Origin of the sequence: Streptomyces sp. NPDC127100 (genome assembly GCF_042724095.1) — a bacterium.
Lineage (GTDB): Bacteria > Actinomycetota > Actinomycetes > Streptomycetales > Streptomycetaceae > Streptomyces.
The window spans coordinates 224,383-250,691 of the sequence record NZ_JBHXFL010000005.1; the positions used below are offsets into that span (position 1 = coordinate 224,383).

At 72.6% G+C, this 26,309-nt stretch carries 24 protein-coding genes and 1 pseudogene; 9 read left to right on the forward strand and 16 right to left on the reverse strand.

What is annotated here, in order from left to right; genetic code table 11:
- Window positions 1–47: 47 nt before the first annotated feature.
- Both ACFWJB_RS08900 and nsrR read right to left on the reverse strand, forming a co-directional pair.
- Window positions 48–1,244, reverse strand: a complete 1,197-nt coding sequence (locus tag ACFWJB_RS08900) for a globin domain-containing protein (RefSeq protein WP_385469797.1) — start codon at window positions 1,242–1,244, stop codon at window positions 48–50.
- A gap of 72 nt (window positions 1,245–1,316) precedes the next feature.
- Window positions 1,317–1,763: a nitric oxide-sensing transcriptional repressor NsrR gene (gene nsrR / locus ACFWJB_RS08905; protein WP_385469795.1), complete on the reverse strand. Its 447-nt coding sequence runs from the start codon at window positions 1,761–1,763 to the stop codon at window positions 1,317–1,319.
- Between the two features lie 148 nt (window positions 1,764–1,911).
- Between nsrR and ACFWJB_RS08910 the strand changes: the two genes are divergently transcribed.
- The gene (locus ACFWJB_RS08910) at window positions 1,912–2,343 is read left to right on the forward strand and encodes a hypothetical protein (protein WP_385469793.1); all 432 of its coding nucleotides are present in this window, start codon (window positions 1,912–1,914) and stop codon (window positions 2,341–2,343) included.
- Window positions 2,344–2,355: 12 nt separating this feature from the next.
- On the opposite strand, the gene ACFWJB_RS08915 is transcribed toward ACFWJB_RS08910, so the two are convergent.
- Both ACFWJB_RS08915 and ACFWJB_RS08920 read right to left on the reverse strand, forming a co-directional pair.
- On the reverse strand, window positions 2,356–3,039 hold the full coding sequence (locus ACFWJB_RS08915) for an ABC transporter ATP-binding protein (protein ID WP_385469791.1): 684 nt from the start codon (window positions 3,037–3,039) through the stop codon (window positions 2,356–2,358).
- On the reverse strand, window positions 3,036–4,124 hold the full coding sequence (locus tag ACFWJB_RS08920; RefSeq protein WP_385469789.1) for an ABC transporter permease: 1,089 nt from the start codon (window positions 4,122–4,124) through the stop codon (window positions 3,036–3,038). The genes ACFWJB_RS08915 and ACFWJB_RS08920 overlap by 4 nt, the downstream gene beginning before the upstream one ends.
- A gap of 242 nt (window positions 4,125–4,366) precedes the next feature.
- Between ACFWJB_RS08920 and ACFWJB_RS08925 the strand changes: the two genes are divergently transcribed.
- Window positions 4,367–5,545, forward strand: a complete 1,179-nt coding sequence (locus ACFWJB_RS08925; RefSeq protein ID WP_385469808.1) for a sensor histidine kinase — start codon at window positions 4,367–4,369, stop codon at window positions 5,543–5,545.
- A gap of 5 nt (window positions 5,546–5,550) precedes the next feature.
- Window positions 5,551–6,186 (forward strand): response regulator, encoded by a 636-nt coding sequence (locus ACFWJB_RS08930; protein WP_385469806.1) that lies wholly within the window; start codon window positions 5,551–5,553, stop codon window positions 6,184–6,186.
- 11 nt (window positions 6,187–6,197) lie between these two features.
- On the opposite strand, the gene ACFWJB_RS08935 is transcribed toward ACFWJB_RS08930, so the two are convergent.
- Both ACFWJB_RS08935 and ACFWJB_RS08940 read right to left on the reverse strand, forming a co-directional pair.
- Window positions 6,198–7,919 carry an MFS transporter gene (locus ACFWJB_RS08935; RefSeq protein ID WP_386921177.1) on the reverse strand — a complete coding sequence of 574 codons (1,722 nt, stop codon included), beginning with the start codon at window positions 7,917–7,919 and terminating at the stop codon, window positions 6,198–6,200.
- Between the two features lie 63 nt (window positions 7,920–7,982).
- Window positions 7,983–8,441: a MarR family winged helix-turn-helix transcriptional regulator gene (locus ACFWJB_RS08940; RefSeq protein WP_386921179.1), complete on the reverse strand. Its 459-nt coding sequence runs from the start codon at window positions 8,439–8,441 to the stop codon at window positions 7,983–7,985.
- A 128-nt stretch (window positions 8,442–8,569) separates the two neighbouring features.
- Here ACFWJB_RS08940 and ACFWJB_RS08945 point away from each other — a divergent pair, with 128 nt between their 5' ends.
- Both ACFWJB_RS08945 and ACFWJB_RS08950 read left to right on the forward strand, forming a co-directional pair.
- Window positions 8,570–9,259, forward strand: coding sequence for a GAF and ANTAR domain-containing protein (locus ACFWJB_RS08945; protein WP_385469783.1), 690 nt, complete (start codon window positions 8,570–8,572; stop codon window positions 9,257–9,259).
- Window positions 9,260–9,400: 141 nt separating this feature from the next.
- Window positions 9,401–9,802 (forward strand): hypothetical protein, encoded by a 402-nt coding sequence (locus ACFWJB_RS08950; protein WP_385469781.1) that lies wholly within the window; start codon window positions 9,401–9,403, stop codon window positions 9,800–9,802.
- A 64-nt stretch (window positions 9,803–9,866) separates the two neighbouring features.
- Here ACFWJB_RS08950 and ACFWJB_RS08955 read toward each other — a convergent pair whose 3' ends face one another.
- The 4 genes from ACFWJB_RS08955 to ACFWJB_RS08970 all read right to left on the reverse strand — a co-directional run bounded on the left by ACFWJB_RS08955 (window position 9,867) and on the right by ACFWJB_RS08970 (window position 16,759).
- Entirely contained in the window at window positions 9,867–11,015 is a 1,149-nt protein-coding gene (locus ACFWJB_RS08955; RefSeq protein ID WP_385469780.1) for an enolase C-terminal domain-like protein, read from the reverse strand.
- A 113-nt stretch (window positions 11,016–11,128) separates the two neighbouring features.
- A complete protein-coding gene (locus ACFWJB_RS08960; RefSeq protein ID WP_386921182.1) occupies window positions 11,129–12,208 on the reverse strand; it encodes a PP2C family protein-serine/threonine phosphatase in 1,080 nt (359 codons plus the stop codon).
- Window positions 12,209–12,403: 195 nt separating this feature from the next.
- Complete coding sequence (locus ACFWJB_RS08965) at window positions 12,404–13,288, reverse strand: DUF1963 domain-containing protein (RefSeq protein ID WP_385469774.1); 885 nt, start codon at window positions 13,286–13,288, stop codon at window positions 12,404–12,406.
- 120 nt (window positions 13,289–13,408) lie between these two features.
- The gene (locus ACFWJB_RS08970) at window positions 13,409–16,759 is read right to left on the reverse strand and encodes a hypothetical protein (protein ID WP_386921184.1); all 3,351 of its coding nucleotides are present in this window, start codon (window positions 16,757–16,759) and stop codon (window positions 13,409–13,411) included.
- A 336-nt stretch (window positions 16,760–17,095) separates the two neighbouring features.
- Between ACFWJB_RS08970 and ACFWJB_RS08975 the strand changes: the two genes are divergently transcribed.
- Window positions 17,096–17,896, forward strand: coding sequence for a ribonuclease BN (locus ACFWJB_RS08975; RefSeq protein WP_385469770.1), 801 nt, complete (start codon window positions 17,096–17,098; stop codon window positions 17,894–17,896).
- Between the two features lie 21 nt (window positions 17,897–17,917).
- Here the strand turns inward: ACFWJB_RS08975 and ACFWJB_RS08980 are convergent, their stop codons facing one another.
- The 6 genes and pseudogenes from ACFWJB_RS08980 to ACFWJB_RS09005 all read right to left on the reverse strand — a co-directional run bounded on the left by ACFWJB_RS08980 (window position 17,918) and on the right by ACFWJB_RS09005 (window position 22,770).
- On the reverse strand, window positions 17,918–19,015 hold the full coding sequence (locus ACFWJB_RS08980) for an SDR family oxidoreductase (protein ID WP_386921186.1): 1,098 nt from the start codon (window positions 19,013–19,015) through the stop codon (window positions 17,918–17,920).
- Complete coding sequence (locus ACFWJB_RS08985) at window positions 19,012–19,143, reverse strand: hypothetical protein (protein WP_385468704.1); 132 nt, start codon at window positions 19,141–19,143, stop codon at window positions 19,012–19,014. Before ACFWJB_RS08985 ends, ACFWJB_RS08980 begins: the two co-directional genes overlap by 4 nt.
- A gap of 84 nt (window positions 19,144–19,227) precedes the next feature.
- Entirely contained in the window at window positions 19,228–20,394 is a 1,167-nt protein-coding gene (locus tag ACFWJB_RS08990; protein WP_386921189.1) for a helix-turn-helix transcriptional regulator, read from the reverse strand.
- 121 nt (window positions 20,395–20,515) lie between these two features.
- Window positions 20,516–21,037: a hypothetical protein gene (locus ACFWJB_RS08995; RefSeq protein ID WP_386921191.1), complete on the reverse strand. Its 522-nt coding sequence runs from the start codon at window positions 21,035–21,037 to the stop codon at window positions 20,516–20,518.
- Between the two features lie 169 nt (window positions 21,038–21,206).
- A pseudogene (locus tag ACFWJB_RS09000) lies at window positions 21,207–21,590 on the reverse strand (FAD-dependent oxidoreductase); the annotation flags it as partial.
- A 112-nt stretch (window positions 21,591–21,702) separates the two neighbouring features.
- Window positions 21,703–22,770 (reverse strand): LacI family DNA-binding transcriptional regulator, encoded by a 1,068-nt coding sequence (locus tag ACFWJB_RS09005; protein WP_385468690.1) that lies wholly within the window; start codon window positions 22,768–22,770, stop codon window positions 21,703–21,705.
- Between the two features lie 190 nt (window positions 22,771–22,960).
- On the opposite strand from ACFWJB_RS09005, the gene ACFWJB_RS09010 reads away from it, so the two are divergent.
- The 3 genes from ACFWJB_RS09010 (at window position 22,961) to ACFWJB_RS09020 (ending at window position 26,294) form a co-directional block, all read left to right on the forward strand.
- On the forward strand, window positions 22,961–23,887 hold the full coding sequence (locus ACFWJB_RS09010; RefSeq protein ID WP_386921193.1) for a carbohydrate ABC transporter permease: 927 nt from the start codon (window positions 22,961–22,963) through the stop codon (window positions 23,885–23,887).
- A gap of 7 nt (window positions 23,888–23,894) precedes the next feature.
- On the forward strand, window positions 23,895–24,845 hold the full coding sequence (locus tag ACFWJB_RS09015) for a carbohydrate ABC transporter permease (protein ID WP_385468685.1): 951 nt from the start codon (window positions 23,895–23,897) through the stop codon (window positions 24,843–24,845).
- A 108-nt stretch (window positions 24,846–24,953) separates the two neighbouring features.
- Complete coding sequence (locus ACFWJB_RS09020) at window positions 24,954–26,294, forward strand: ABC transporter substrate-binding protein (protein ID WP_385468682.1); 1,341 nt, start codon at window positions 24,954–24,956, stop codon at window positions 26,292–26,294.
- The last annotated feature ends 15 nt before the right edge of the window (window positions 26,295–26,309 follow it).

Here is a 26,309-nt window from a genome sequence, read left to right on the forward strand (position 1 = left end):
CGCCGGCACGCGGTGCCGCCGGCCGGTGCGTGGCGGCTCCGGCGGGTCTACTGCTGCCCGAGCCAGAGGTCGGGCCCGAAGACCTCGTAGTGGATGGCCTCGGCGGGTACGCCGCGGCGCAGCAGGTCGCCGCGGACGGCGCGCATGAAGGGCAGCGGGCCGCACAGGTAGACCGTGAGCCCGGCGGGCAGGTCGACGCCGTCGAGGTCGACGAGTCCGGCCGACGCCTCCGGCGCCTGGTCGCCGGGCTCCTCGTACCAGAGGTGGAGCCGGGCGTCCGGCAGGGCGCCCGTCAGGTCGAGCTGTTCCTGCCGGTGGGCGTGGTCGGCGGGGGTGCGGTCGGCGTGGACGACGGTGACCGGACGGCCGGTGCCGGTGGCGGCCAGATGGTCCAGCATGGCCAGCATGGGGGTGACGCCGATTCCGGCGGAGGCCAGCAGCAGCGGCCCGTCGCCGTCGGCCAGCGCGAGGTCGCCGAACGGCTCGGAGACGGTCAGCACGTCACCCTCGCGCGCGGTGGCGTGGAGCCAGGACGAGACCTCGCCGTCCGGCTGTCCGGCGCCCTGGACGCGCTTGACGGTGATCCGCCGGTCGGAGCGGCCGGGGGCGGCGGACAGGCTGTACTGGCGGATCTGCCGCGAGCCGTCGGGCAGTTCGGACCGGACGCTGACGTACTGGCCCGGGCGGAACGGCCGCGCGGGCCGGTCGTCGGCCGGCCGCAGCACGAAGGAGACGGCGTCGGCGCTCTCCTCGCGCCGCTGGACGATCTCCATGCGGCGCCAGACCCCTCCCTCGACGACCTCGGCCTCCTGGTAGAGGCGGGTCTCGATGGCGACGAGCGCGTTGGCCATCAGCCAGTAGACCTCGTCCCAGGCCGCGGCGACCTCCGGGGTGACCGCGTCGCCGAGGACCTCCGCGATCGCGGCGAACAGGTGCTGGTGGACGATCTTGTACTGGTCGGAGGTGATGCCGAGGGAGGCGTGCTTGTGGGCGATCCGGGAGAGCATCGCGTCGGGACGGGCGTCGGGACGCTCCAGCAGCATGCCGGCGAACGCCGCGATGGAACCGGCCAGTGCCTTCTGCTGCTCCCCGCTGGCCTGGTTGCCCCGGTTGAACAGGTCCCGCAGCAGCTCGGGGTGGGCGTCGAAGAGCTTCCGGTAGAACAGCTCGGTGATGTCACCGATGGCCGCTCCGACCGCCGGAAGGGTTGCCCGGACCACGGGGACTGACTGTTCGGAGAGCACGGCGACTCCTTAATTGGTAGATGAGATTCGTGTTTTGAGTCACAGGCAGACACGTGCGGCCCCGCTCACCCGTCAGCCGGACGGGCGAACCGTCAGGCCGACCAGGACCGGGCCGGTGGGTGAGGCCACCAGGTCGGCGACGGTCAGCGGATCGAGCGCGCTGTAGAACGCCTCCTGGGCGTCACGCAGGGCGCCCCGCAGCCGGCAGGCTCCCCGCAGCGGACACGGCGTCTCGCCCTCGCAGGCGACGACCTCGCCGTCACCCTCGAGTTCCCGGACCAGCCAGCCGACCGAGGCCCGCCGCCCCAGACCGGTCAGTGTCAGTCCGCCGCCGCGGCCGCGCCGGGCCTCCACCACACCGAGGTGCTGGAGGCGGGTCATGGCCTTCGCCGCGTGCGTGTACGGCACCCCGACGACCTCGGCCACCTCGCGGGTGGTCAGGGGATCGTCGCCGTCCTTCACGACCGCCAGGCGCATCACGGAACGCAGCGCCAGGTCGGTGAACTTCGTCAGCCGCACACCCGGACCCTAACAAATACGCATGTTAGATTCCCCTTTACCCGCGGCTGTGGGCCTGTGGAGTGCGTCACTTGACGGGCCGTGCCGGGACGGCCGCCCAACGGGGCGGCGGGCGGTCGCGGTTGGACACGGCGGACGGTGACATCCGATGACAGCGGAAGACGGCGGCTCCCCCGCTCCGGACCAGGGGGCTCCCCTCCCCCGGGTGCTGTGCGACACCGCGGAACTGCTCGCCCTCGCCGGGGACGCACCCGCCGGCGCCCTGTGGCGGCTCGCGGAACCGGGACGCCAGCTGGACGCCAACGTCGTCCGCGTCCCCGCGTCCGGACGGGTCGGCACGCACACGGAGCCCGACCTCGACGTCCTGCTGCTCGTCCTCGACGGGGCGGCCACCCTCGAGTGCACCGACGGTGAGCGCCCGCTGCGGCCGGGGCTCCTGACCTGGCTTCCGCACGGTTCCACGCGCGCCGTCCAGGCCGGACCCGACGGGGTGACGTACCTGACGGTCCACCGGCGCCGGCCCGGCCTGCGGATCCAGCCGCCCGGTGCGGCCGCCCGGCTCCGTCCCGACGGCGCCTGAACGGCGGCCCGGTCAGCCGGCCGGCGCGGGCACGCTCAGGCGCCCGTCCCGCACCTCGGTGACGCGGTCGGCCGCGGCCAGGTGGGTGCGGTCGTGGGTGACCAGCACGGTGGCGGTGTCCCGCTCACGGGTGAGGCGCGTGATCAGGCCGACGACGGCGGCGCCCCGCTCGTGGTCGAGCGCGCTGGTGGGCTCGTCGACCAGCAGCACCTTGGGGTCGTTCATCAGGGCGCGGGCGATGTTGACGCGCTGGCGCTGGCCGCCGGAGAGCTGGTGGGGCCGGCGGCCGGCCTGGTCGGCGAGGCCGACGGCGGCGAGGAGCTCCAGGGCGCGCTCCCGCGCGGCACGCGGGCTGCGGCCGTCGATGTGCGCCATCACCTGGAGTTGCTCGGCCGCGGTGAGGGACGGCAGGAGGTTGGGCTGCTGGAAGACGATCCCGATGCGGCGCCGGCGCAGGTCGGCCAGCTCGCCGCGGCTCATCCGGCCGGTGTCGGCGCCGTCGACGGTGACCGTGCCGGAGTCGGGGGTGACGAGGGTCGCGGCGACGGCGAGCAGGCTGGACTTGCCGGATCCGGAGGGGCCGACGACGGCCGTGAGGATGCCTCGCGGCACGTCCAGGGTGACGCGGTCGAGGGCGGTGAGACGGCCGTCGCCGTCGGGGTAGGTCAGGGTGATGCCGGTCAGGTGCAGGCTCATCGGGCGCTCCCCAGGGCGGTCAGCGGGTCGACGGACGTGATGCGGCGGACGGCGAGTGCCGCCCCGAGACCGCCGAGCAGGATCATCACGGCGGCCGGCAGGAGGACGGTGGCGGGAGCCAGGACGAACGGCACGTCGGAGCCGGAGACCGCGGCGCCGATCGCGACGGCGCCGGCGGTGCCGGCGAGGGTGCCGCCGGCCAGGAGGACTACGGCCTGCCCGAGCGCGTCGCGCAGCAGCCCGGCGGTGGTGGCGCCCAGGGCCTTGAGGACGGCGATGTCGCCGCTGCGCTGGATCGTCCACACGGTGAAGAAGGCGCCGATGACCAGGGCGGAGATGGCGAACAGGAAGCCGCGCATCAGTTGCAGGGAGCCGTTCTCGGAACGGTAGGAGCCGATCGCGGCCAGTGAGTCGTCCCTGGTGACGGTCCGGGTGCCGGCCGCCCGGTCCGTCGCCTCGAGGTCGGCGCCGGGGGTGGTGTCCAGGGCGATCACGGTCGCGGTGGGGCCGGCCGCGTCGCCGGTGGGCGGGGCGACGGCCTGCCAGGTCCGCAGGCTCGTCCAGACGACCGGCAGGTGGCTGAAGGAGGCGTCGTCCCCGGCCTCGGCCACGGTCAGCCGCCGGCTGCCCACGGTGACGGCGTCCCCCGTCCGGACGCCGAGCTCGTCGGCGACGTCGGCGGACAGCACCACCGTACGGTCGTCGATCCGGCTGCCCGAGGGCGCGAGGGGGGAGCCGGGCCGGACGCCGAAGACGGACACCCCGGCGCTGCGGTCGCCCGCGCGGGCCCGGGTGGAGGTGATGCCGAGGGGCTCCGCGCCGCGGACGCCGGGGGCGTCGGCCCACCGGCGCCACTGCGCCCCGGTGACCGTGGAGTCTGCGTACGACAGGTCCTGGCCGCCGCTCGGCGCGGCGAAGGCGATCCGGTCGGCGGGCAGGGACGTGACGGCGGAGACGTTCTCCCGGGCCAGGCCCGCGGTCAGTCCGGACAGCAGCCCGACCAGCAGGGTGATCAGTACGACGACGGTTCCCATCAGGGCGAACCGGCCCTTGGCGAACGTCAGGTCTCTCAAGGCGACAAACACGTCTTTCGCCCGGCCTCTCGATGCGGCGTGGTGGAGTGAGGAGCTGTCGCCGCGGAATCGGCGACGTCTCCACCGTCGCCGTTCGGGACCCTGTCGGGCATCGGCCCTGGGCGGGGACTTCGCGGGCCGAAGGGTGCGGGCCGGCCTCTCACTTTCGGCAGATGCCCGGCCTGCCGGGAGGTCCGTAGGCTGGAACGACCGTGAACGCGCTGACTCCCACCCCCCGCTCCCTCGCCCGGGCCATGCACCTGCTCGTGGCCGGCCTGCTCGCCCTGGTGGCCCTGCGTGCAGTGGCGGACGGCCGGCCGCACGCGCCCGCCGTCGTCGCCGTGGCCGCGGTGCTGGGCGCGGTGTACGCCGTGGGCCCCGCCGTCCCGGCGATCGGCGCGTCCCGCCGGGCCGCGGCCCTGTGGCTCACGGCCGTCGGCGCGGTGTGGCTGGTGCTGCTGGTCCTGTCCGCCGAGGCGGTGTGGCTGGCGTTCCCGCTGTACTTCGTCCAGCTCCATCTCCTGCCGCGCCGGGCCGGGCTGGGCGCGGTGCTCGGCACGGCGGTCGCGGCGGTCGCCGCCTTCTCCGCCCACGAGGGCACGTTCACCGCGGCCACCGCGATCGGCCCGGCCCTCGGTGCCGCCGTCGCCGTGGCGGTGGTGTGGGGCTACCAGGCGCTGTACCGGGAGAGCGAGCGGCGGCGCCGGCTGATCGAGGAGCTCACCGTCACGCGTGCCGACCTGGCCGACGTTCAGCGTGCCGCGGGGGTCCTCGAGGAGCGCGAGCGCCTGGCCCGGGAGATCCACGACACGCTCGCCCAGGGGCTGTCGAGCATCCAGTTGCTGCTGCGCGCCGCGGAGCGGGCGCTGCCCGGCCGGCCGGAGTCCGCCGTCACCCACGTGACCCAGGCCCGGCAGGCCGCGATGGACAGTCTCGCCGAGGCCCGGCGCTTCGTCGCCGCCCTCTCCCCGCCCGCGCTGGACGACACCCCGCTGGCCGACGCGCTGGAGCGGCTGTGCGCCACCACCGCCGACCGGCACCGGCTCGGCGTGCGGTTCCGCCTCGCGGGGCGGCCGCGCCCGCTGTCCACGGCGCGGGAGGTGGCCCTGCTGCGCGTCGCCCAGTCGGGGCTGGCCAACACGGTCGGGCACGCCCGGGCCGGCACGGCCGAGGTCACCCTGAGCTATGGGGACGACGCGGTCGTCCTGGGTGTCGTGGACGACGGCGTGGGCTTCGACCCGGCTGCCGTGCGGGTGCCCGGCGCGGACGGGGGTGGCGGGTTCGGCCTGGTCGCGATGCGGGCCCGCGTGCGCGCCGAGGGCGGCACGCTCACCGTCGAGTCCGCCCCCGGGCGGGGCACCGCGCTGTCCGCCCGGCTTCCTCTCGCCTCCACCGACGACGCTACCGACGACGACCCCGAGGACCGGCCGTGACCGAGATCGCCCCGACACCCATCCGGCTGCTGCTCGCCGACGACCACCCGGTCGTCCGGGCGGGCCTGCGCGCGGTGCTGGAGACCGAGGAGGGCATCACGGTGGTCGCGGAGGCGGCGACCGCGGAGGAGGCCGTCGTCCGGTCCGGACTCGGTGACATCGACGTCGTCCTGATGGATCTCCGGTTCGGCAGGGGAATGAACGGTGCCGAGGCCACGGCGGCCATCACGGCGCGTTCGGGCGCCCCGCGCGTCCTGATCGTCACGACGTACGACACCGACGCCGACACCTTGCCCGCCATCGAGGCGGGTGCCACCGGGTACCTCCTCAAGGACGCGCCGCCGGAGGAGCTGGCCGCCGCGGTGCGCACCGCCGCGGCGGGCCGGACCGCGCTCGCCCCCACTGTCGCGGACCGGCTCCTGACCCGGCTGCGCGAACCGCACACCTCGCTGACCCGTCGTGAGACCGAGGTCCTCTCGCTGGTCGCCGAGGGACTGTCCAACCAGCACATCGCCGGCCGGCTGCACCTGACCGAGGGCACGGTGAAGTCCCATCTGGCCCGGGTCTACGCCAAGCTGGGCGTCGACTCCCGCACGGCCGCCGTCGCCACGGCCACCGGTCTCGGTCTCATCCGGCGCTGAGCCGGGCCGGTTCAGCCCGCCTCGGCGCGCAGGCCGGGCAGGGTGGCGGCGGTGAGGGGCCGGGGCTCGTCGTCGGGGTCGACGAGGACGACGGTGCAGGCGGCGGCGTGGGTGAGCGCGCTGGTGAAGCTGCCGTCGGCGAACTGGGCGACGGGGCCGCGCGGGGAACGTCCGACCGCGACCGTGCGGGCCCCTGCCTCGGCGGCGTGCCGGGCCAGCGCCCGGCCGGCCGCGGCGTGGTCGCCGACGCTGGTGAGGATCTGGCCGGAGGCGGCGATGCCGAGGCCGGTCAGCCGCTCGAGGTGCGCGGTGACCGCCCTGCGGGCCCCGGCGTCGGTCTCGGTGTCGACGGCCTGCTCCTCGACCACGGCGGTCTGCTGGACGTGGACGACTTCGAGGGGGCTGCCGGTGTCCCGGGCGAGACGTGCAGCGGCGTCCACGATGGAGGCGGCCCGGTCGTGGGCGCCCACGGCGACGACGACGGGCGGCGCGTCGGTCGTGGCGGGGGCGCCGACGGCGGTGAGCGCCGGCGTCACGGGCTCGCTGCCGGCGGCCCCGGTCTCGGCCCGGCGGAGCAGCCGGTGGCCGCTGGCCAGTACGGGGACGGCGAGGACGAAGGTGGCGGCGCCGAGGTAGAAGGGGACGCTCAGGTCGGTGGCGTCGGCGAGCTTCCCGGCGACGTAGGGGGCGAGGCCGCCGCCGATGAAGCGGAGGAAGCCGTAGGCGGAGGACGCCACGGGGCGCTCGACCGGCGCGACGAGCATGACGGCCTGCGTGGTCAGGGTGTTGTTGATGCCGATGAAGGCACCGCTGACGATGACCGCCACGATGACCGTGGTGGGGCTGGTGACGCCGGCCGCGATGACCGCCATGACGATGCCGAGGCCGAGCAGGTTGGCGTAGAGGACCGGGGCGGTGCCGTAGCGGGCCTGCAGACGCGGGGCGAAGAAGACGCTGAAGGCGGCGACCAGCAGGCCCCAGCCGGTGAAGACGAGGCCGAGTCGGTGGGCGTCGAGCTCCATGGGGTACGGGGCGTAGCCGAGCATGGTGAAGAAGCCCCAGTTGTACAGCAGGGCCATGAGGCCCATGGTGAGCAGGCCGCGGTGGCGCAGGGCCCTGAGCGGGGCGATCGGTGAGGTGCGGTGCTCCGGCCTGGGCAGGTCGGGCACGAAGGCGAGGGTGGCGACCAGGGCGACGGCCATGAGGGCGGCGACGCCGAAGAAGGGTCCGCGCCAGCTGATGCCGCCCAGCTCGCCGCCGAGCAGCGGGCCGACGGCGATGCCGAGGCCGAGGGCGGTCTCGTAGAGGATGATCGCGCCGCCGAAGCCGCCGCTCGCGGAGGCCACGATGACGGCGAGGGAGGTGGCGATGAACAGGGCGTTGCCCAGTCCCCAGCCGGCGCGGAAGCCGACGATGCCGTTGATGGAATCGGTGGCGCCGGCGAGGGCGGCGAACACGACTATGATCGCCAGTCCGGTGACCAGGGTCCGCTTGGCGCCGATGCGGCTACATATCCAGCCGACGATCAGCATCGCGACGGCGGTGACGATCAGATAGCTGCTGAACAGCAGGGAGACCTGGCTGGGCGTGGCGTCGAGGCTCTCGGCCAGGGCGGGCAGGATCGGGTCGACCAGCCCGATGCCCATGAACGAGATCACGCAGGCGAACGCGACGGCCCAGACGGCCCTGGGCTGCCGGAACGGACTTGCGGCCTTGCCGTGCGGTGCGCTCATGGGCGGTTCTCTTTCGGGTGAGGACGGGGACGGAAGAGAGGTGGTCAGGGGGACGGGGCTCCGTCAGGTGGTGTCGTGGCGGTCGCCGAGCACGCGGGCCAGGGCCAGCAGAGCCGTCCTGGTGGCCTGCTGCTCCGGCTCGGTCAGTTCGCCGATGAGCCGTCCGAGCGCTTGGGCGCGTTCGGCCCGGCGCTGTGCGAAGACCTCCTGGCCGGCGGCGGTGATCTCCACCAGCACGCCCCGGCCGTCGCTGCGGTCGGCGACCCGGCGGACCAGACCCGTGCGTTCCAGGCGCGTGACGAGCTGGGTCATGTTCGGCTGGGAGACGCCCTCGCTCCTGGCGAGTTCGGTCAGCCGCTGGGAGCCCTCGCGGCTGAGCCGCGCCAGCGTCGAGGAGGCCGCGGTGCTCAGACCGCCGGTGCGCGCGCTGTGGCGCACGTACCGGATCATCCGCTCGACGGCGATGATCAGCTCCTCCGAGGAGGCGTCGGGTTCCCCGGGGCCCGTGACGGGCGTGTCCATAAGCGCATTATGCATTTAGGTGTAGCGTGAAACAAGGTGACCGGGCGCCTCGCCCGGGGCGACTCCGCCTTTTGCTCCGCTCGCCCCCGGGCACTCGCAGGAGGGTCGGCGCCGAACAGGAGGACGGAATGGACTGGCGAGCGTTCGCCGAGCAGATGGCCTCGCTGGCGCGGGAGCTGCTGGCGCAGGAGTCCGTACGCGACACGCTGACGAGAATCACCGGCTCGGCCACGGAGCTGGTGGAGGGTTGCGACGCCGCCGGCATTCTCCTGCTGCGCGGCAACCGGGTGCAGTCGCTGGCGCCCACCGAGCAGCTGGTGATCGACAGCGACCAGCTCCAGGAGCGCGTCGGGGAGGGGCCGTGCTTCGACGCCGCGCGCACCTCCGAGGGTGAGCGGCACTTCAGGATCGCCGACTTCACCGATGTGGCACGGCGCTGGCCCAAGTACGTACCCGAGGCCCGCAAGCTGGGCCTGGGCAGCATGATGGGCATCCTGCTGTTCACCGAGGACGAGGACTTCGGGGCGCTGAACTTCTACTCACGCCGGCCCGGCGCGTTCACCGAGGCCAGTGAGACCGCCGGCTGGCTGCTGGCCTCCCATGCCGCGGTCGCGTTCTCCAGCGCCCGCACGCAGGCCCAGTTGCAGGAGGCCATCGGCACCAGGCACACGATCGGCGAGGCCATGGGCATTCTCATGGGCAGCCACCGCCTCACCGAGGAGCAGGCCTTCGCCGCGCTGCGCCGCGCCTCCCAGGACCGCAACGTCAAGCTCCGCGACATCGCCCGCCAGGTCTGCGAGCGGGGCGGTCTCCCCTGAGCCCGCCGCCCCGTCTGAGCGGCACCCGTGGAACGTGAGGGGCGTTTGTCCCGTTCTCATCGGGTAACTCCGGAATTCCGGACGCCGGCCCGACACGGCATACGGCGTCGACGCTGCTGGACGGCGATTCCGGGAGGCGCGATGTGGAACCGTAAGCGCAGGAAGGACCGCCGGAGCGCGCGGGCCGCCGCCGTGGAGCTGTGCGACCTGTGCGCCAAGGTGTTCCCCGAGGACCGGGCCGTGCGCGGATACGTGCCGGACTCCTCGTCCGCCCATGCCACCCACGCGTACTACGACGGGCTGCGGCTCATCACCGCGTGCTGCGACGACCACTTCGACGTGGTCAAGGACGGCTACCAGGACCGGCCCTTCGTCGAGGAGGAGCTCTGGGCCGCGAAACTGACCCGTGCGCTGTCCACGGGGCCGCCGGCGCTCTCCATGGATCAGCTCGCGTGCCGGACGGGCCTGCACGAACCGCAGATCCGCCGCGCGATCGCCTGGCACAACGAGCAGATGCGCCAGCGGCAGCGCATGGACCCCTGAGCCGGCCCCGGGCCTTTGTCCCGCCCCGCCCGGCCTCCGGTGCCGTGCGGGGCCTCCGGTGCCGTCAGGACGGCCGCGTGCCGTGGACCCGGTAGGGCTCCGCGTCGGCCCACCTGACGTCCAGGCCGAGACCCGGCCGGCCGGTGTCGGGCCGCAGGGCTCCGCCGACGGGCGGCAGGGTGCCGTCGAACAGCAGGCTCTCGACGCGCACGTGGTCGTGGAAGTACTCCAGATGCCGCAGCCGGCGTACGGCGCAGAAGGCGTGGGCGGAGAGGGCCGGGGCGCAGTGCGCGGACAGGTCGAGGTGCCGGGCGGCCGACAGCCCGGCGATCTCCAGCACGCCGGTGATCCCCCCGCACCGGGTGACGTCGGCCTGGAGGCAGTCCACGGCGGGACCCTCGGCGAGGTTCACGAAGTCCCGAGCGGTGAAGCCGTACTCCCCCGCCGCGATCTCCAGGCGCTCCGGTCCCCGGTCACGCAGCATCCGCAGCCCTTCGAGGTCGGCGGACGTGACGGGTTCCTCGAACCAGCGCACGTCCCACTCCTCGTGGAACCTGCGCGCCCAGTACAGGGCCTCCTTGCGGCCGAGCGCGCCGTTGGCGTCGGCGAACAGTTCCGGCCCGTCGCCGATCGCCCGGCGCACGGCGGTCAGGCGCCGCGGGTCGGCCTCCGGGTCGCGCGAGGTCTTCAGCTTGACCCGCGGGATGCCCTGCTCCACCCAGCCGGCGAGCTGGCCGGTGAGGCGGTCCGGGGCGTAGTTGGTGAAGCCGCCGCTCCCGTAGACCGGTACGCGGTCGTGGCAGGCCGGAAGGAGGTGCACCAGCGGCAGGTCCAGCAGCCTCGCCTTGAGGTCCCACAGCGCCACGTCGACGGCGGACAGGGCCATGGCCCCGACACCGGGACGCCCGGCGTTGCGGATCCGTACGCCCATCCGCCGCCACAGCGCCGGGGGCGAGGCGGCGGAGCCGCCGTCGATCACCGGCACCAGTTGCGACCGCACGAACGAGGCGACCGAGGCGTCCCCGTAGGTGTAACCCAGCCCCGTCCTTCCGCCGGCGTGCACCCGGACCAGGACCACGGTCGTGGAGTCCCAGTCGAGCGTGCCGTCCTGCTCCCTGCCCTCCGGGCCGTCGGTGGGGATCTCGAAGGCGTGGACGTCGACCGCGTCGACCGTGCAGTCGTCCAGCGCCGTGGTGCCGGCGGCCCGCGTCATCACCCGAACTCCTTCGAAGGCACCTCTGACGTCATCAGTGAGTGACCCGTCCCGGCTCAGGCAAACGGGGGTCCGCGGCGCCGCCTCTCCGCCCCCGTGGGCCGGACCCGGGTTCACTCGTCCAGGGTGGCGGCGAAGAGCGCCGCGTCGTCCTGCAGATCTCCGCCGGTATGCCGGAGGACGGCGCGGAGCACGGCGTCGAGCACCGCGTCCGGGTCCGCCGGAAGGGGCCGGGACAGGACCGGAACGGGATCGAAGAAGACGCCGTCCGCGTCCCGTGCCTCGTTGATGCCGTCCGTGAACAGTACGAGGGTGGCTCCGGCGGGCGGCTCGAACAGGTCGACCACGACGTCGTCGCCGTGCAGAAGACCCAGGCCGAGCGGCAGCGAGGGAGTGCTCGGTGTCAGCGGGGTCACCCTGCCGCCGCGGACCAGCAACGGTGCCGCGTGGCCGCGGTTGACGATACGCAGTCCGGAGTAGTCCGGGGGCAGTTCCGCGACGACGGCGGTGGCGAACGACTCGGCCTCCGCGCCGCTCGACCGCCTGATGACCTCCTGCATCCGGTCCTCCAGTTGCCGCACGACGCCCGGCAGGTCGGGCCGGTGGTGGCAGGCCTCGTGGAAGGAGCCGAGCAGGGCGTTGACCGTGCGGACCGCCTCGAGTCCCTTGCCCCGCACATCGGCGATGAGCATCCGGATGCCGTGGTCGGTCTCATGGATCGCGAAGAGGTCGCCACCGATGGCCGCCTCCTCGTGGGCGACCTCGTACCGGGACGCCACGGACAGTCGCCCCACCCGGCGGGGCGGATCCGGGAGCACCGCGTGCTGGACCGCAGCGGCCACCTCGCGACTCGTCCTCAGCTGCCGCCGGTTCCATGTGAGCTGGACGTTGAGGACCGCCGCGATGACGGTGAGAAGGACCAGGCTGCTGAACACGGCGACGTCCTGGCGGACCGGCTCACGCTCCAGGTACACCAGCGCGAGTCCCACGAGGTTCACCGCCACGCCGGTGGCGATGGTCCCGCCCAGGGAGAGGACACTCGCGGCGACCCCGGGGGCGGCCGCGAGCAAGGGGAACGTGTTGACGCCTCCCCGGGTGGCGACGTCGAGGACGAAGGCCCCCGCGATCACCACGGCAGGCAGCCATCGCAGCCACAGCTCCCTCGCCGGCGCTTCCGTGCGGCCGTTGCGCATCCCACATCCCCAACGTGATCGCTCTGTCGCTCTCCGGTGCGCCTTGGCAACCGGTCAGCAACAGTGCCACCGCGGTCGCCGCACACCACCGACGCATTCTCATGGCCATGCCCCCCTCGAGTGGATCACCGTACGCGGAGCCTTTGTGAACAGGCTTGGCCGGCCCTCCCCGTGGTAGAGGTGCGTCGAACCTGGTCACGGAGCCTCGAATCGGGTCACGGCTAGTGCCTTGTCCACCCGAGCGGCGGCCAAGTCGTCGTGGCGGATCACGAAACTCGTGCGGTACTCCTCGTAGACCCGGGCTTCACTGGCGAGCGATATCCACTCGCTCGTCAGCCGGTGCTTCTCCTTCTCCAGGTGGGAGGACCATTTCGCGATCGGGATGGCTGGGATCTCGCCTGCCTTCTCGCGTCCCGCGAGGGTCTGCTCCGCAATGCTGTTGATCACCTCGTCATCGGCATACCCGCCGATGAAAACGCCGGCGCCGGCCGGCCAGAGGTCGTGGGCCAGAGCCCGGAGTTCGTCCAGGTGCGGCAGGTCATCCTCCATGTACCGGAACAACTGCTGCTGGAAGGGCGACATGTCCTCCCACTCGAGATCCTCCCAGAACTCGTGCCAGTCCTCGTCGCCCTCCTGGAGCCAGAGGGGCAGTTCGGCTCCGAGCTCCGCGCCGACGTCGAACTGCTCGCGGACACACTGGGAGCTGGGGGCTTCCGCGACCGCGGTTTCGGTGCCGTCCGGTACATGCACGACTCGCGCGTACCTCCCGGAACCATCCTCATGGTCCATCTCCTGGTTCACGAAGAAGAGCAGCGTCCCGTCCGCCGGCAGATCGAAGCCGTCGACTCTCGGCAGCGACCCGCAATCGACGGAGAGGAGCAACGGCAACGGAACGTCCCCGGCGGACGGCCACTCCATGCCCACCGGCAGCCTGGGCAACCCACCGACCTGCCCGACCGGGGAACCACCGCCCACGGACAGTCCGATCGACAAACGAAGGTGCCGGCCGAATCTGCCGATCTCGTCGCCCGGGACGCCCAACTCAAGCGCTGCCCGACGAAACTCTCCCTGGTGATCCATGCCCGAGAAGATAGGCCCTCTCCAACCTGGTTGTGGCATCGAGGTGTTGAACGGCTCATGGACCACTTCAGTGGTACGGCGTAGCACTGTGCGGGGCAGCCCGCCCACGGATGGCCTCGGTCAGCGTCCATTCGGGCTGCCGCGGGAGCGTTTGCTCATCCGCTCCCAGAACAGGCGCAGTTGCGGCAGGTCCGTCTCCCGCTGCCAGGGTGCCGCAGGGCGCAGCAAGGACCAGGAGCGCGACAGCAGGGTGAACTGGGCGCGGCAGAAGGCCTCGGACAGCGCCGGACGGTGACCGCTCGCCCCCAGGGGCGGGTACGGACAGAGTTCGAAGGCGCAGTCGTCGCGGCAGTTGGAGCCGGCGTGGGCCGCGGCCGTGCGCATGAGGCTCCCGTCCGGATCCAGGGGGCGGCGATCCTTCGTGAGGCACGGCGGCAGGTCAGGGCGATCGGTCCGGTGCAGGCGCTGCTGCCGGTCCCTGGGCCAGTCACCGCGTTCGGCGAGATTGAGTAACAGCAGGATGTCCGCGAGGAGTTGCCGGGCCAGAGGGTGCAGCGTGCTCCAGCCAGTGGACGGCGGGATCCACAACCGGTGCCTACGTGCCTCCCGGTCGGTCGACCTGGAACCGACCTGCGCGGTCACGCCGCACTCGTCGATCCACAGATAGCGCTCGGGCCGGCCGGTCTCCAGGGCCCGGACGCACAGTTCCGCGGTGGCCTCGACGAACGGGTGCTGCGGGTCGCCGTCCCGCAGGCCGAGCCACTGGCGGATCTGTGCAGCCGGGTCGGCGCCGTGCCCGGACCGGCCGCCGGCCGCCGTGCCGTCGTCGGGCAGTTCCCACAGCGTCAGCGCGTGCAGCAGTGTGAGCCGGGTGAACCAGAACCGGGAGCGTCTGAGCATGTCCCAGGCCTGCTCGATGAGGTACTCACGGGCCTGCGGTCGGGCGTGCGGGTGCCGGGCCCTGCGGTTGGCGGCGTACTTGAACCCCTGGGCCAGGGCGATCTCCAGCGTGAGGTCCAGCGGTCTGCGGTCGGGGCCGTTCGGCACGCCGACGCGCTCCACCCAGCCCGCCAGGATCTCGTACGGCGTGTCGTGGTGGCGGCGGACGGTGACGGAGCCCACGAGCAGCGGGATCAGCCAGGCACCCATCGTGTCGTGCCGCCAGGCGCGTTCCTCTTCCTCGCGTTCCTGCTCCTCCAGCCGGCGCAGCCGTGCGAGGTCGCGCGGCGCCTGCGTGCGTCCGCCGTCCTCGCCCGCCCGGACGGTCCGCGGCTGCTGGCTCTCCCACATGTCCAGCATCCACTCCGGTCTGCGCTCCATCGGCTGCTCCGGCTCCGTCCGCGGGGCGAGCAGCCGCGCCTGGAGCAGTGCGAAGGCACTGTCGCCGCCCGCGCCGATCTCCTGTGCGATGGCGACCCGCACACCGTAGGAGGGCTCCAGGCACCCGATCTGCAACAGCTCCGCGTAGGCCGGGTGCACGCCGTCCCGGCGATCGAGGCTGCGCAGGGCTTCACCGAAGCGGGAGACGAGCAGTTCCTTGGCCACGCCCAGCGAGTGAGGATCGCGGGCATGGAGGTCGGGCCACGCCGTCGTCAGCTCCATCGCGATGCGGTGCTGCTCCGACGCCGCGTCGACGCTGTCGATCTGCAGGGCCGCCGCGTAGAGCTGGAGCGCCTTGGTGTGCAGGGTGCGGCGGAAGACCTGCCTCGGGTCGGCCGGGTCGCGCGGTGCCCCGTCAGGACGGCGGCCGCCGGGCTGCCGGTCCCCGCCCCGACGGTGGGCGTTGTTCTGCTGCGCCTGGCAGGCCGCGTTCAGGACCAGGTCACGCGCCGCGGCCACCGGGCACCAGCCGTCGTGGCCGCCCCGCGCTCCCGGGTGCGTACAGGAGCCCTTCGGTGTGCGGGAGTGCAGAACCATGGCGATCAGCAGTTCCCGTCCCGGGTTCTCCAGAGCCGCGGGGAAGTACCGGTTCTCCGTGGTCTCCCCGGACGTCCGCGGATGGATCACCGCGCTCATGAAGCGGGCGCCGAGATGGGCCTGGATCACGCTGTGCTGGAAGCGGACCCGGTCCCCGGCGAGCTCCACCAGCTCCATGCCGGCACCCCAGTCCGCGGCGAGCCGGACGTCCAGCTGGCTGCCCTGCACACGCCGCGCGAGCTCCGTCATGATCTCCGGAAAGCGGGACCGGGTGGGGTCGCGTTCGTCGACGACGTCGCCGATGCGGACCTCGGCGGAGTCGTCGGCCAGACCCGCGCACGCGAGGGCGGACAGGTACTCCAGCGCCATCCGGCGTTCGTCCTGGCCGAGCGGCAGGTACGGGCACAGCCGTCCGGTGACGACGGCGCTGAGCCAGGTGTCCACCAGGTGCAGCCGCAGCGCCGCCCGGTCGCCGCCGCGGGTCTCCACGCCTTCTTCGAACCGGCCGCTGAGCGCCCGTTCCAGCAGCCCCTCGTCGTGCAGTTCCCGCGCCACCTGCAGGTACGTGGGCGCCTCGGCGATCGCCGCCTTCTCCACGATCCAGTCGAGCCGCTGCCGATCCTCCCAGACGGCGCCGGAGGAGATGTACGCGAGCGCGGCCTCCTCGCTCAGCGGCTCCAGGTCGGTCAGCGAGGCGTCCAGCCCCCGTAGCGCGTCGTGCGGACGCGAGGCGATGACGAGCGGCAGCCGTTCCTCGTTGGCCCGGCGGACGGCCAGCCGGATGAGGGTGTCGCGCTCCTCCGTCAGGGTGTCCCCGGCGAGAGCGTCCTCCAGACCGTCCGCCAGGACCACGATGCGGCCCTGCTGAATGAGGTGGCGCCACACCTTCTCCGCCTCGTCGCCGGAACGGATGTGCCCCTGCACCTCCAGCCTGAACCGCTCGAACGCCAGCTGCCGGAAGTCCAGGTCCCCCGACACACCGCGCAACCGCAACGGCACGGGCACCGCGCCCCGCCGGGCAAGTCGCTCGGTGAGCAGCACGAGCAGGGCGGTCTTGCCCGTCCCGATGCCGCCGACCACCACATGCGTGCGGCGGAACCGGCTGTCGCGCAGGTCCTCCATGAGGACCTCGCACAGCTGGTCGCGTCCCACCACCCGCCCGAAGATGCCGCCCGCCGTCGGCACCATGTCCCGCGGCACCTCCCTGGCCTTGCGGAGGTAGGCCCGGCTCACCCGCGTGAACCGGAAGAAGAGGTACGCGACCGTGGCCAAGGCGATCGTGAGGAAGGGCATCACGATGCCCTGCAGCAGGGAGCAGGCGAAGTGGCCCTCACCTTCGCACTGCCCCTCGATCCACCGGAGCGGAGCGTGCAGCGGCGACGGTCCCACCATCCTGGCGACTGCCATGGCGATCAGGAACACCTCGGCGAAGGCGCCGAGGAACGTGAGCCCCAGCAGCGGGAAGTACCAGCGGCTCTTGCGCACCCGCCAAGTGCGGGCCCGGTCATGGCCCTGGTGCACGAGCCGGGAGGAGGGGTGCCTGCGCAGCTTCACCTCACTGCATTTCCATACCCGCCGCGGGGCGACGCCCGCCGGGAGGGCGCTTCATTCTCGTCCCCCGCGTGTTCACCCGGCCGCAGCAACCGTGTCCTGCCCCGTCCAGGGCGCGGGAACGGGGGCGGCTCGGCTTTGGGCGCGGATTGTGATGTGTCGAGCCGGACTTGCCTTCTCGTCCTACGGCCCCGAGGAGGAACGCGCGCGGGTTCCCCCGTTTCGCAGTCCGGCCCGGTGCGGACTCGCGCGCATACTGGTGTCACGTTTGTCCCGCCGGCCACGGGTCACTCAGTTCCGCAGCGGCGAGTCGATCCCAGGACCGCCCGAGGAGCACCCGTGAACCGGTACCGGCGCCCCTTCGTCCGTCTGTGGGACGGGTTGGCCGCGTCCGCGCTGGTCCGGCGGGGCCGGGAACTCGAGCTGATGCACCGGGCCATGGGCTTCGCCACCCTCGCCCTGGTCACGCTGGCGCCGCTGCTGATCGTGGTGGCCGCCGCCGACCCCCTCGGGAAGGGCGGTTTCGCCTCCTGGCTGGCGGACGGCATGGGGCTGTCCGGCCGGTCCGCCAAGGTGCTGACGGACATCATCAGCCCGCCGACGAAGGTGGTCGGCACCACGAGCGTGTGGGGCGGTATCGCCCTCGCCGTCTTCGGCGTGTCCTTCGCGGCGAGCATCCAGAACGGCTACGAACGCATCTGGGGTCTGCCGTCCGGCCCCTGGCACCGCGTCTGGCGGCAGATGACCTGGGTGATCGCCCTGACCGCGTACCTCTACCAGGAGGTGCAGACACGGACCGCGCTGCACGGCTCGGCGCGGATCGCGCTCTCCACATCGGTCGGCACGCTGTTCTTCTGGTGGGGGCAGCACTTCCTGCTGGGCGGCCAGGTCCGCTGGCGGGACCTGCTGCCGGGGGCGCTGGCCACCATGGTGGGCCTGGTGGGGCTGCGCGGCTTCTCCTACCTCGTCTTCACGCCGCTGATCCTCGACAACGCGATCAGTTACGGCGCGGTCGGCATCGTGCTCGTGGTGGAGTCCTGGCTCATCGGGGTGGGCTTCGTCGTCTTCGGCGGCGCGATGGTCGGCCACTGGTTCTGCGAGCACCACTGGTGGACGCGCACCATCGACCGCGAGCGGTGACCCGACCGGGGGCCCCTCGCGTCAGCCGCGCGATGCCCTCCCCCGGCCTCCCACGCACGCGCTCCGGCCGGCGTCGCCGCGCCCGCCGGTCAGGCCCGCGGCGAGGACTCCGGCGGCCGCCGCGGCCAGCGCCAGGGGCCGGCGGTGGCGTGAGAGCCAGAACTGCAGGCTGCGCGGGTGCGACTCGTCGTCGAAGAGCCCGTGGGCGCCGTAGTCCACGGGCGCGGCGTCGTCCACCGGCGCGTAGAGGTTGACCGGCCGGGAGGGGTCCACGGGGTCGTCGGTCTGCTGCGCGTCGTAGCCCGTGCGGGCCAGGTAGCGGTCGATCAGGCCCGGGGCGAGCTTCTGCCCGAGGAGGGTCGCGACGGTGGAACCGCCGACCCAGTACTCACGCCGTCCGGGGTGGTCGGCCGCGTGCAGGACGGCCTCGGCGGCGACCTCGGGCTGGTACACCGGCGCCACCGGGCGCGGATGCCGGGGAAGCCTGCTGAGGACCCAGCTGAACTGGGGCGTGTTCAGGCCGGGCATCTGGACCATGGTGACCCGCACTCCGCTGCCGTCGTGCAGCAGCTCGCAGCGCAGGGACTCGGTGAAGCCCTGGATGGCGTGCTTGGCACCGCAGTACACGGCCTGGAGCGGGACACTGCGCCGGGCGAGGGCCGAGCCGACCTGCACGATGGTGCCCCGGTCGCGCGGCACCATCCGCCGCAGCGCGCTCTGGGTGCCGTAGACGAAGCCGAAGTACGTGACCTCCGTGGCCCGCCTCAGTTCCTCGGGCGCCACGTCCGGTACGGGCGCGAAGACGGTCGTGAAGGCGGCGTTCACCCAGACGTCGATCGGGCCGAGCTCGTCCTCCACCCGGGTCGCCGCGGCGTCCACCGCGTCCGGGTCCGAGACGTCGACGACGAGGGGCAGTGCCCGTCCGCCCGCCTCCCTGACCTCCTCGGCCGCCCGTTCCAGGGCGTGCTCGCCGCGTGCGAGCAGGGCCACGGCGGCGCCGCGTGCGCCGAAGGCACGGGCCGTGGCCCGGCCGACGCCGGCGGTCGCGCCGGTCACGACCACCACCTCGGCGCCGCCCGTCCCGCGCCGGCCGCGCCCGAGGCGGCCGGCGCCCTTCACTTCCCGCCCCGGGTGGACAGGTGCTCGGTGAGCCCACCGGGCAGACCGCCGCCGCCCGGACGGCCGTGGACCCTTTCCGCGCCCCACTCCTGCCGGCGCGGCAGTACACGGTCGGCGACTCGAGTCATGGGCACTCCAGGGACGAGGAACGGTGGGCCGGTCCCGAGTGCCTTCCCCGGCGGCGCGTAAACCGTGCGGTATCCACCCGTCCGTCACCCACGCCCGGAGCCGCCGTCCGGACGTGCGGCGGGCCGGGACCGGATGCGCGGCCCGGACACGGACGGCGCCACGTCCGGCAGGTAGTGACGGGCGAAGAGGGTGGCGACCAGGTCACGCCGGCTGCGGACGCCCGTCTTGTCGAACACCGCCTTGAGGTGGTCCTGGACGGTGTGCGGCGACAGCCCGACGTCACGGCTGATGTCGGCCGTGGACCGCCCCCGCAGCACCAGGGCCGTGATGTCCCTTTCCCGAGGGGTCAGCCCGTACGCCGCGACGATCAGTGCGATGTGCTCGGCGGGACCTGCCTGCTCGACGACGACGGCGGCACGGGCCTGCGACTCCGCGGTCCCGTCCAGGCGCCAGGCGTGCAACCGGACCCGTCCGTGCCGCCGGCTGTGCATCCAGGAGGTGTGGGAGGCCGGGGCTCCCGGAGCCTGCACCGCCGCCGCCACCGCGTAGACGGCGGGTGGCAGCCCACGGCGACCGCCCGACGGCGGGCCGCCGTCGGGGGCCGGCTCGTCGAACCACTGGGCCGCGGTGGGCGTCGCGTGCACCACCTGGTGGTCGCCGTCCAGCAGCACCAGTCCGGGCGCCACCGCCGAGGCGCCCTCGTCGGCGAGCCTGGTCAGGTGCAGCCGGCGCAGTGCGGTGCCCAGCGGCTGGACCAGCGACGCCGCAGCGGCCAGGTCCGGGGAGCCGAACGGAGGCATGTCGTTGCCGCGGCCCATGATCAGGGCACCCCACGCCCCGTGGCGGTCCCGCAGCAGCACACGCAATTCGTCGCGGAATCCGAGGGGCCGCATGATGTCCCGGTACCGGGGGCTGCGGTCGAGGTCGCCGCCCGTCTCCCGGCTGAGCAGGCCCACCGGTGTGTGTCTGGCCGCGAGGTGCGACAGGTCGTTGGCATCCCCCTCGCGGTACTCGATGTCGAGCATGCGCGGCATCATGGCCGCCGGGAGGCCGTCCTGATAGTCGCCCCCGGTGTTCATCAACGTCTGCGGATCCACGGTCACACAGGCACAGACGTCGAACCGCAGCACGGGCCTCGTCACCTGTTTCACCGCTGAGAAGAAATCCTCGACGGTCCGCGCGGAGCGCACCGCCCGCGCCGCCGTGTCCCCCATCCCGCTGATCCGCGTTACTCCCCCGTAGCGCTTCATGGTCCGAGGCTAGCGCCTGCCGCGGCTCCCGGGACCGGTTCGCGCAGGTGGCCGCGCCTGCGTTCGCCGTGCCCGGGAGCCGGGTGTGTCCGAGGCGCGCGACCGACGCCTCGCTCCGGTGTCAGCGGTCGTTGCGCAGGACGAGGTTGAGCTTCGCCCAGTCCTTGCCGCCGTTCTCGCCGTTGCGGAGCGTGATCTCGGCGACCGTCGAGCTCTGTCCCGCGGGGACGTAGCGGTTGAAGTCGTACTCGGCGTCGAGGTCGGTGTTGGTGTCGTTCGTGCCCTCGTAGAACCGCAGGGTCACATAGATCATGACCCCGCCGGTGGCGTCCGTCTGGGCGGACACGTGCTTCTCCACCCGGATCTCGCCCCCGCACGTGGTCTCCCACCACAGCGACGGCGTGCGGACCTCGTTCACCCAGCCCTCGGAGGCGACGTTGCCGTTGCAGTACGTGCCGGCGGCGAAGATGCCCTCGTCGTCGCGGATCGTGTACGTCCCGGTCAGGGCGATGTTCCGCCACACGGACGCCGTGAGCGCGGTGCCCGTCGGGGACGGGGCCGCGACGGCGGCCGGGGCCCCCGCCACCGTCAGACCGGCGGCGGCTGCGACCAGGATCCCGACGGCTTTTCTTCGCATGGACATGTCTTCCCCCTCGTGTCGTCACGGATGCGCCGGAGGCGGCTCACCGCCGCCGGCCAGGTAAAGAATGCTGTGGCCGGCCGGCACATCCCATCCCAGAAAGGTGGGGGGTTGCGTCCCGCTCGCCGTGTCCTCTCCCGGACCCCCGCCGTCGGGCTCCCGGGCGCGGCGTTCAGGACGGCTGGACCTGGTCGAAGAGGGCGAGGGCTTCGGCCGGGTTCGGGCTCACCAGGCGTTCCAGACCGGCTGCCGTGATCTTCGCCCAGCGGCCGGCCCGTGCCCACATCCGTTCCTCGAAGGCGCGGACGGCCTCGTCCAGATCCCCGCGGCAGGCGGCGACGGACTCGGCGAGCTCGGCGCCCTCCAGCAACGCGAGGTTCGCGCCCGCTCCCAACGGGGGCATCAGATGGGCGGCGTCGCCCAGCAGTGTGACCCCGGCGACGTGGGTCCAGGTGTGGGACTCGGGCAGGACATGAAGAGGGCGGTGGGCGAAGGCGGTGCCGTGGTGGAGGAGGTCGAGGACGGGGGCGCCCCAGCCGTCGAACAGCGCCGGCAGCGCCGTTCCCCCGGCGTGACGCTCGGCCCTCGCCGGCCGCGGGCGAGGGCCGAGCGTATACCCACGGGCCGGGGCTCGCGCCGTCACCAGGCCGCCCGGCGGAACCGCGCGCTCAGCGTCCGCGCGCCGGGGGCGGTGCGGTGCTCGTGCGGACCACCAGCCGGGTGGGCACGAGCGTCGTCCCCCGCTCGGCGCCGTCCTGGCGCATCTTGCGCAGTACGGCCTGCACGCAGAGCCGTCCCACCTCGGCGAAGTCCTGGTGGACGGTCGTCAGCGGCGGCTGGAAGGAACCGGCCTCCGGTATGTCGTCGAACCCGATGACGCTGACGTCCTCCGGGACCCGCCGGCCGCGTTCGTTCAGGGCGCGCAGCAGGCCGAGGGCCATCTGGTCGTTGGCCGCGAAGACGGCCGTGCAGTCCTCGCGGGCGGCGAGCTCGAGGCCGGCCCGGTAACCGGACTCGGCCGACCAGTCGCCCCGGGCGAGGGGCGGCGCGGTGCGGCCCGCCTCGGAGAGCGTCCGGCGCCAGGCGTCCGCGCGGCGCTGGGCGGCGAAGGAGTCCTCAGGGCCGGCCAGGTGCCAGACGGTGCCGTGCCCCAGGCCGAGCAGGTGCCGGACGGCCGCACGGGTGCCGCCGGCCTGGTCTGTGTCGACGACCGTGTAGTGGTCGCCCGCGTCGGAGTCGACCACCACGACCTGGACGTGGGGCGGCAGCGTCACGGTGGCCGCGTCCAGCAGGTGGACCTCCATGATGACGATCACCGCGTCGACGGCGAGCTCCTCCAGGCGGGAGAAGGCGCCCCGCACCTCGTCCTGCGTGGGCACGGCGACCGGCAGCAGCGTCACCGCGTACCCCTCGCTCGCCGCGGAGGTCGCGATGGCCTCCAGGGTGCGCACGTTCCCGGTGGTGGAGAGCGAGAAGGTGATGACGCCGATGGTGCGGAACTCACCGCGTTTCAGCGCCCGGGCGGCGCTGTTGGGGCGGTATCCGAGCTCCTTCATGGCCGCCAGCACCTGCTGCCGCGTCTCCTCGGTCACTCCGGCGTACCCGTTGGAGACGCGGGAGACGGTCTGCGAGGAGACCCCGGCCAGCCGTGCCACGTCCGCCATGGAGGCCGTGCGCTCGCGGCCGCGGCGGGACCGTACGGGTGCGCTCGTCGGGACTCCCTCAGCCGTGCTCACTCGCCGTCAGCCGCCTCTCTGTCGCTGCCGGGCCCCGGTGCGCAAGGACCCTTGACCGTCGTCATCGGGGCAGTGTAGACATGCCGCCATCAGATGTTTACGTAAACATAACAGCCCGGGGGTCGTTTCGCGGCGCTCGATGTTTACGTAAACATCGCGAGGCTCCGCACGTGGACGAGCGAGGAACGACATGACGACGCTGCAACCGCCGGCCGCCGCCGAGCCGCGGCCGGCCCCGCCACCGGCGAGGCGGGACCGCCGGTCCTGGACGGGGTGGGGTTTCCTCGGTCCGTTCGTGGCCGTGTTCGCCCTGGTCTTCCTCGCCCCGATCGCCTACTCGGTGTACCTCAGCCTCTTCCGCGACCAGCTCATCGGCGGGACCACCTTCGTCGGCCTGGACAACTACACGCAGGCCCTCCAGGACGACCGGTTCTGGGCCTCGCTCGGCCGGGTCGCCCTGTTCCTGGCCGTGCAGGTGCCGATCATGCTCGGCATCGCGCTGCTGGTGGCGCTGGCCCTGGACAGCGGCCGCCTCTACGGCCGGGACTTCTTCCGCATCTCGGTCTTCCTGCCGTACGCCGTGCCCGCCGTGGTGGCCACCCTGATGTGGGGCTTCATGTACGGCACCAGGTTCGGGCTGGTCGGCGACATCAACGACGCGCTGGGCGTCACGCTGCCCGACCCGCTCTCCCCCGATCTGGTGCTCGCCTCCATCGGCAACATCGTGACCTGGGAGTTCGTCGGCTACAACATGCTGATCTTCTATGCGGCCCTGCGGGTGGTCCCGCACTCGCTGTACGAGGCCGCCGAGATCGACGGGGCCGGACAGCTCCGCGTCATCACCGCCATCAAGCTCCCGGCCATCCGCGGGGCACTGGTCATCGCGACGATCTTCTCGATCATCGGCAGCTTCCAGCTCTTCAACGAGCCGAACATCCTGCAGCCGCTGGCGCCCAACGCCATCACCACCGACTACACCCCGAACTTCTACACGTACTCGCTGTCCTTCAACGGGCAGCAGCACAACTACTCCGCGACGGTCGCCATCGTCATGGGGCTGATCACCATGGTCATCGCCTACGTCGTCCAGCTGCGCGGCATGCGCAAGGGAGTGTGAAGCAGCGATGACCAGTCCTGTCGTCACCGTCTCCGACCGTCCCGCGCCCGCGCCGCCCGGCACCCGCCGCGCCGCGCCGAAGCTGCGCGCCGCCCGCCGCCGGCGCTCCCCGGGCAAGCCGCGGCGCAGCGTCCTGCTGACCGTGCTCACCGGGCTCGTGGTGCTCTACAGCCTGGTGCCGCTGCTCTGGCTGGTCATCAGCGCCACCAAGACGCAGGCCGGCCTGTCGGACTCCTTCGGCCTGTGGTTCGACGACGACTTCGCCCTGTGGGACAACGTCAGGCAGACGTTCACCTACAACGACGGCGTGTTCACCCGCTGGCTGCTGAACACTCTGCTGTACGTCGGGCTGGGCGCGGGCGGCGCCACCTTCCTCGCCGTCCTCGGCGGCTACGCGCTGGCCAAGTTCGACTTCCCCGGCCGGCGCGGGGTCTTCGCCGTCGTCATCGGCGCCGTGGCGGTGCCGGGTACCGCACTGGCGGTTCCGACCTTCCTGATGTTCAGCAAGATGGGGCTCACCGACACGCCCTGGGCGGTGATCATCCCGTCCCTGATCTCGCCGTTCGGCCTGTATCTGATGTGGGTGTTCGCGAGCGAGGCCATCCCGACCGAGCTGATGGAGGCCGCCCGCATCGACGGCGCCGGCGAGGTGCGCACCTTCTTCCGGGTCGCGCTGCCGCTGCTGGCGCCCGGCATCGTCACCGTCCTGCTGTTCACCATGGTGGCCACCTGGAACAACTACTTCCTGCCGTTGATCATGCTCAAGGACCCGGACTGGTATCCGCTGACCCTGGGCCTGAACAGCTGGAACCAGCAGGCCCAGACCGCCGGCGGCGAGGCCGTGTTCAACCTGGTCGTCACCGGTTCGCTCATCACGATCCTGCCGCTGATCGCCGCGTTCCTGCTGCTGCAGAAGTACTGGCAGTCCGGACTGGCCGCCGGAAGCGTCAAGGAGTAGCCGCCAGGCACCCCTCCTCCCCCGCGCTCCGCCCCCGTCCCGCCTCCTTTCTCCCCTCCGACCCTCGACTGTGCCGGTCCCCGGCCACGAAGAAGTGGAAGCTCGCCCATGCACAAGCAATCCCGCCGCCTGCTGCGCGGCATCGGTCTCGTCTGCGCCCTCGCCCTGGGAGCGACCGCCTGCGGCGGCGACGACGGCGGATCGAGCGGGAAGCCGGTCTCCCAGGAGGACGTCAGGGCGGCTCTGGAGAAGGGCGGCACCCTCACCGTCTGGGCGTGGGAGCCCACCCTCAAGCAGGTGGCCGCCGGCTTCGAGAAGGAGCACCCCGGCGTCAAGGTGAACCTGGTCAACGCGGGCACCAACAACGACCAGTACACGGCGCTGCAGAACGCCATCTCGGCGAAGAAGGGCGTGCCCGACGTCGCCCAGATCGAGTACTACGCGATGGGCCAGTTCGCGCTGACCGAGCAGCTCACCGACCTCAAGGGATTCGGCGCCGAGAAGCTCGCCACCCGCTACTCGCCCGGCCCCTGGAACGGCGTGAAGGCGGGCGGTGACGGTGTCTACGCCCTGCCGATGGACTCCGGGCCGATGGCGCTGTTCTACAACAAGAAGGTCTTCGACACGTACGGCATCAAGGTGCCCACCACCTGGGACGAGTACCTCACCGCCGCCCGCGACCTGCACAGGAAGAACCCCAAGGCGTACATCACCGCCGACACCGGTGACGCCGGCTTCGCCACCAGCATGCTCTGGCAGGCCGGTTCGCACCCCTACACGGTGAACGGCACCAAGGTGAAGGTCGACTTCTCCGACGCGGGCGCCGCGAAGTTCACCGGCGTGTGGCAGAAGCTCATCGACGAGAAGCTGCTCGCTCCCGTCACCAGCTGGAGCGACGAGTGGTACAAGGGCCTCGGGGACGGCAGCATCGCGACCCTCGCCACCGGTGCCTGGATGCCCGCCAACCTGGAGTCGGGCGTGAAGAACGCCTCCGGTGACTGGCGTGCCGCCCCGCTGCCGCAGTGGGCGGCGGGCGACAAGGCCGGGGCCGAGAACGGCGGCAGCGCGCTCGCCCTGCCCGAGCTCGGCAAGAACGAGGCGCTGGCGTACGCCTTCGTCGAGTACGCCAACGCGGGCAAGGGCGTGCAGACCCGCCTGGAGAACGGCGCCTTCCCGGCGACCACCGCTGATCTGCAGTCCACCGCGTTCCAGGACACGAAGTTCCCGTACTTCGGCGGCCAGCAGGCCAACAAGATCTTCGCCGAGGCGGCCGCGAACGTCGCCGACGACTGGTCGTACCTGCCCTACCAGGTGTACGCGAACTCGATCTTCAACGACACCGTCGGCAAGGCCTACGTCTCCGGCACCACGCTCGCCGAGGGGCTGAAGTCCTGGCAGGACGCGTCGGTCAAGTACGGCAACGAGCAGGGCTTCACCGTCGAGCAGTAGCACCAGCACGCGATG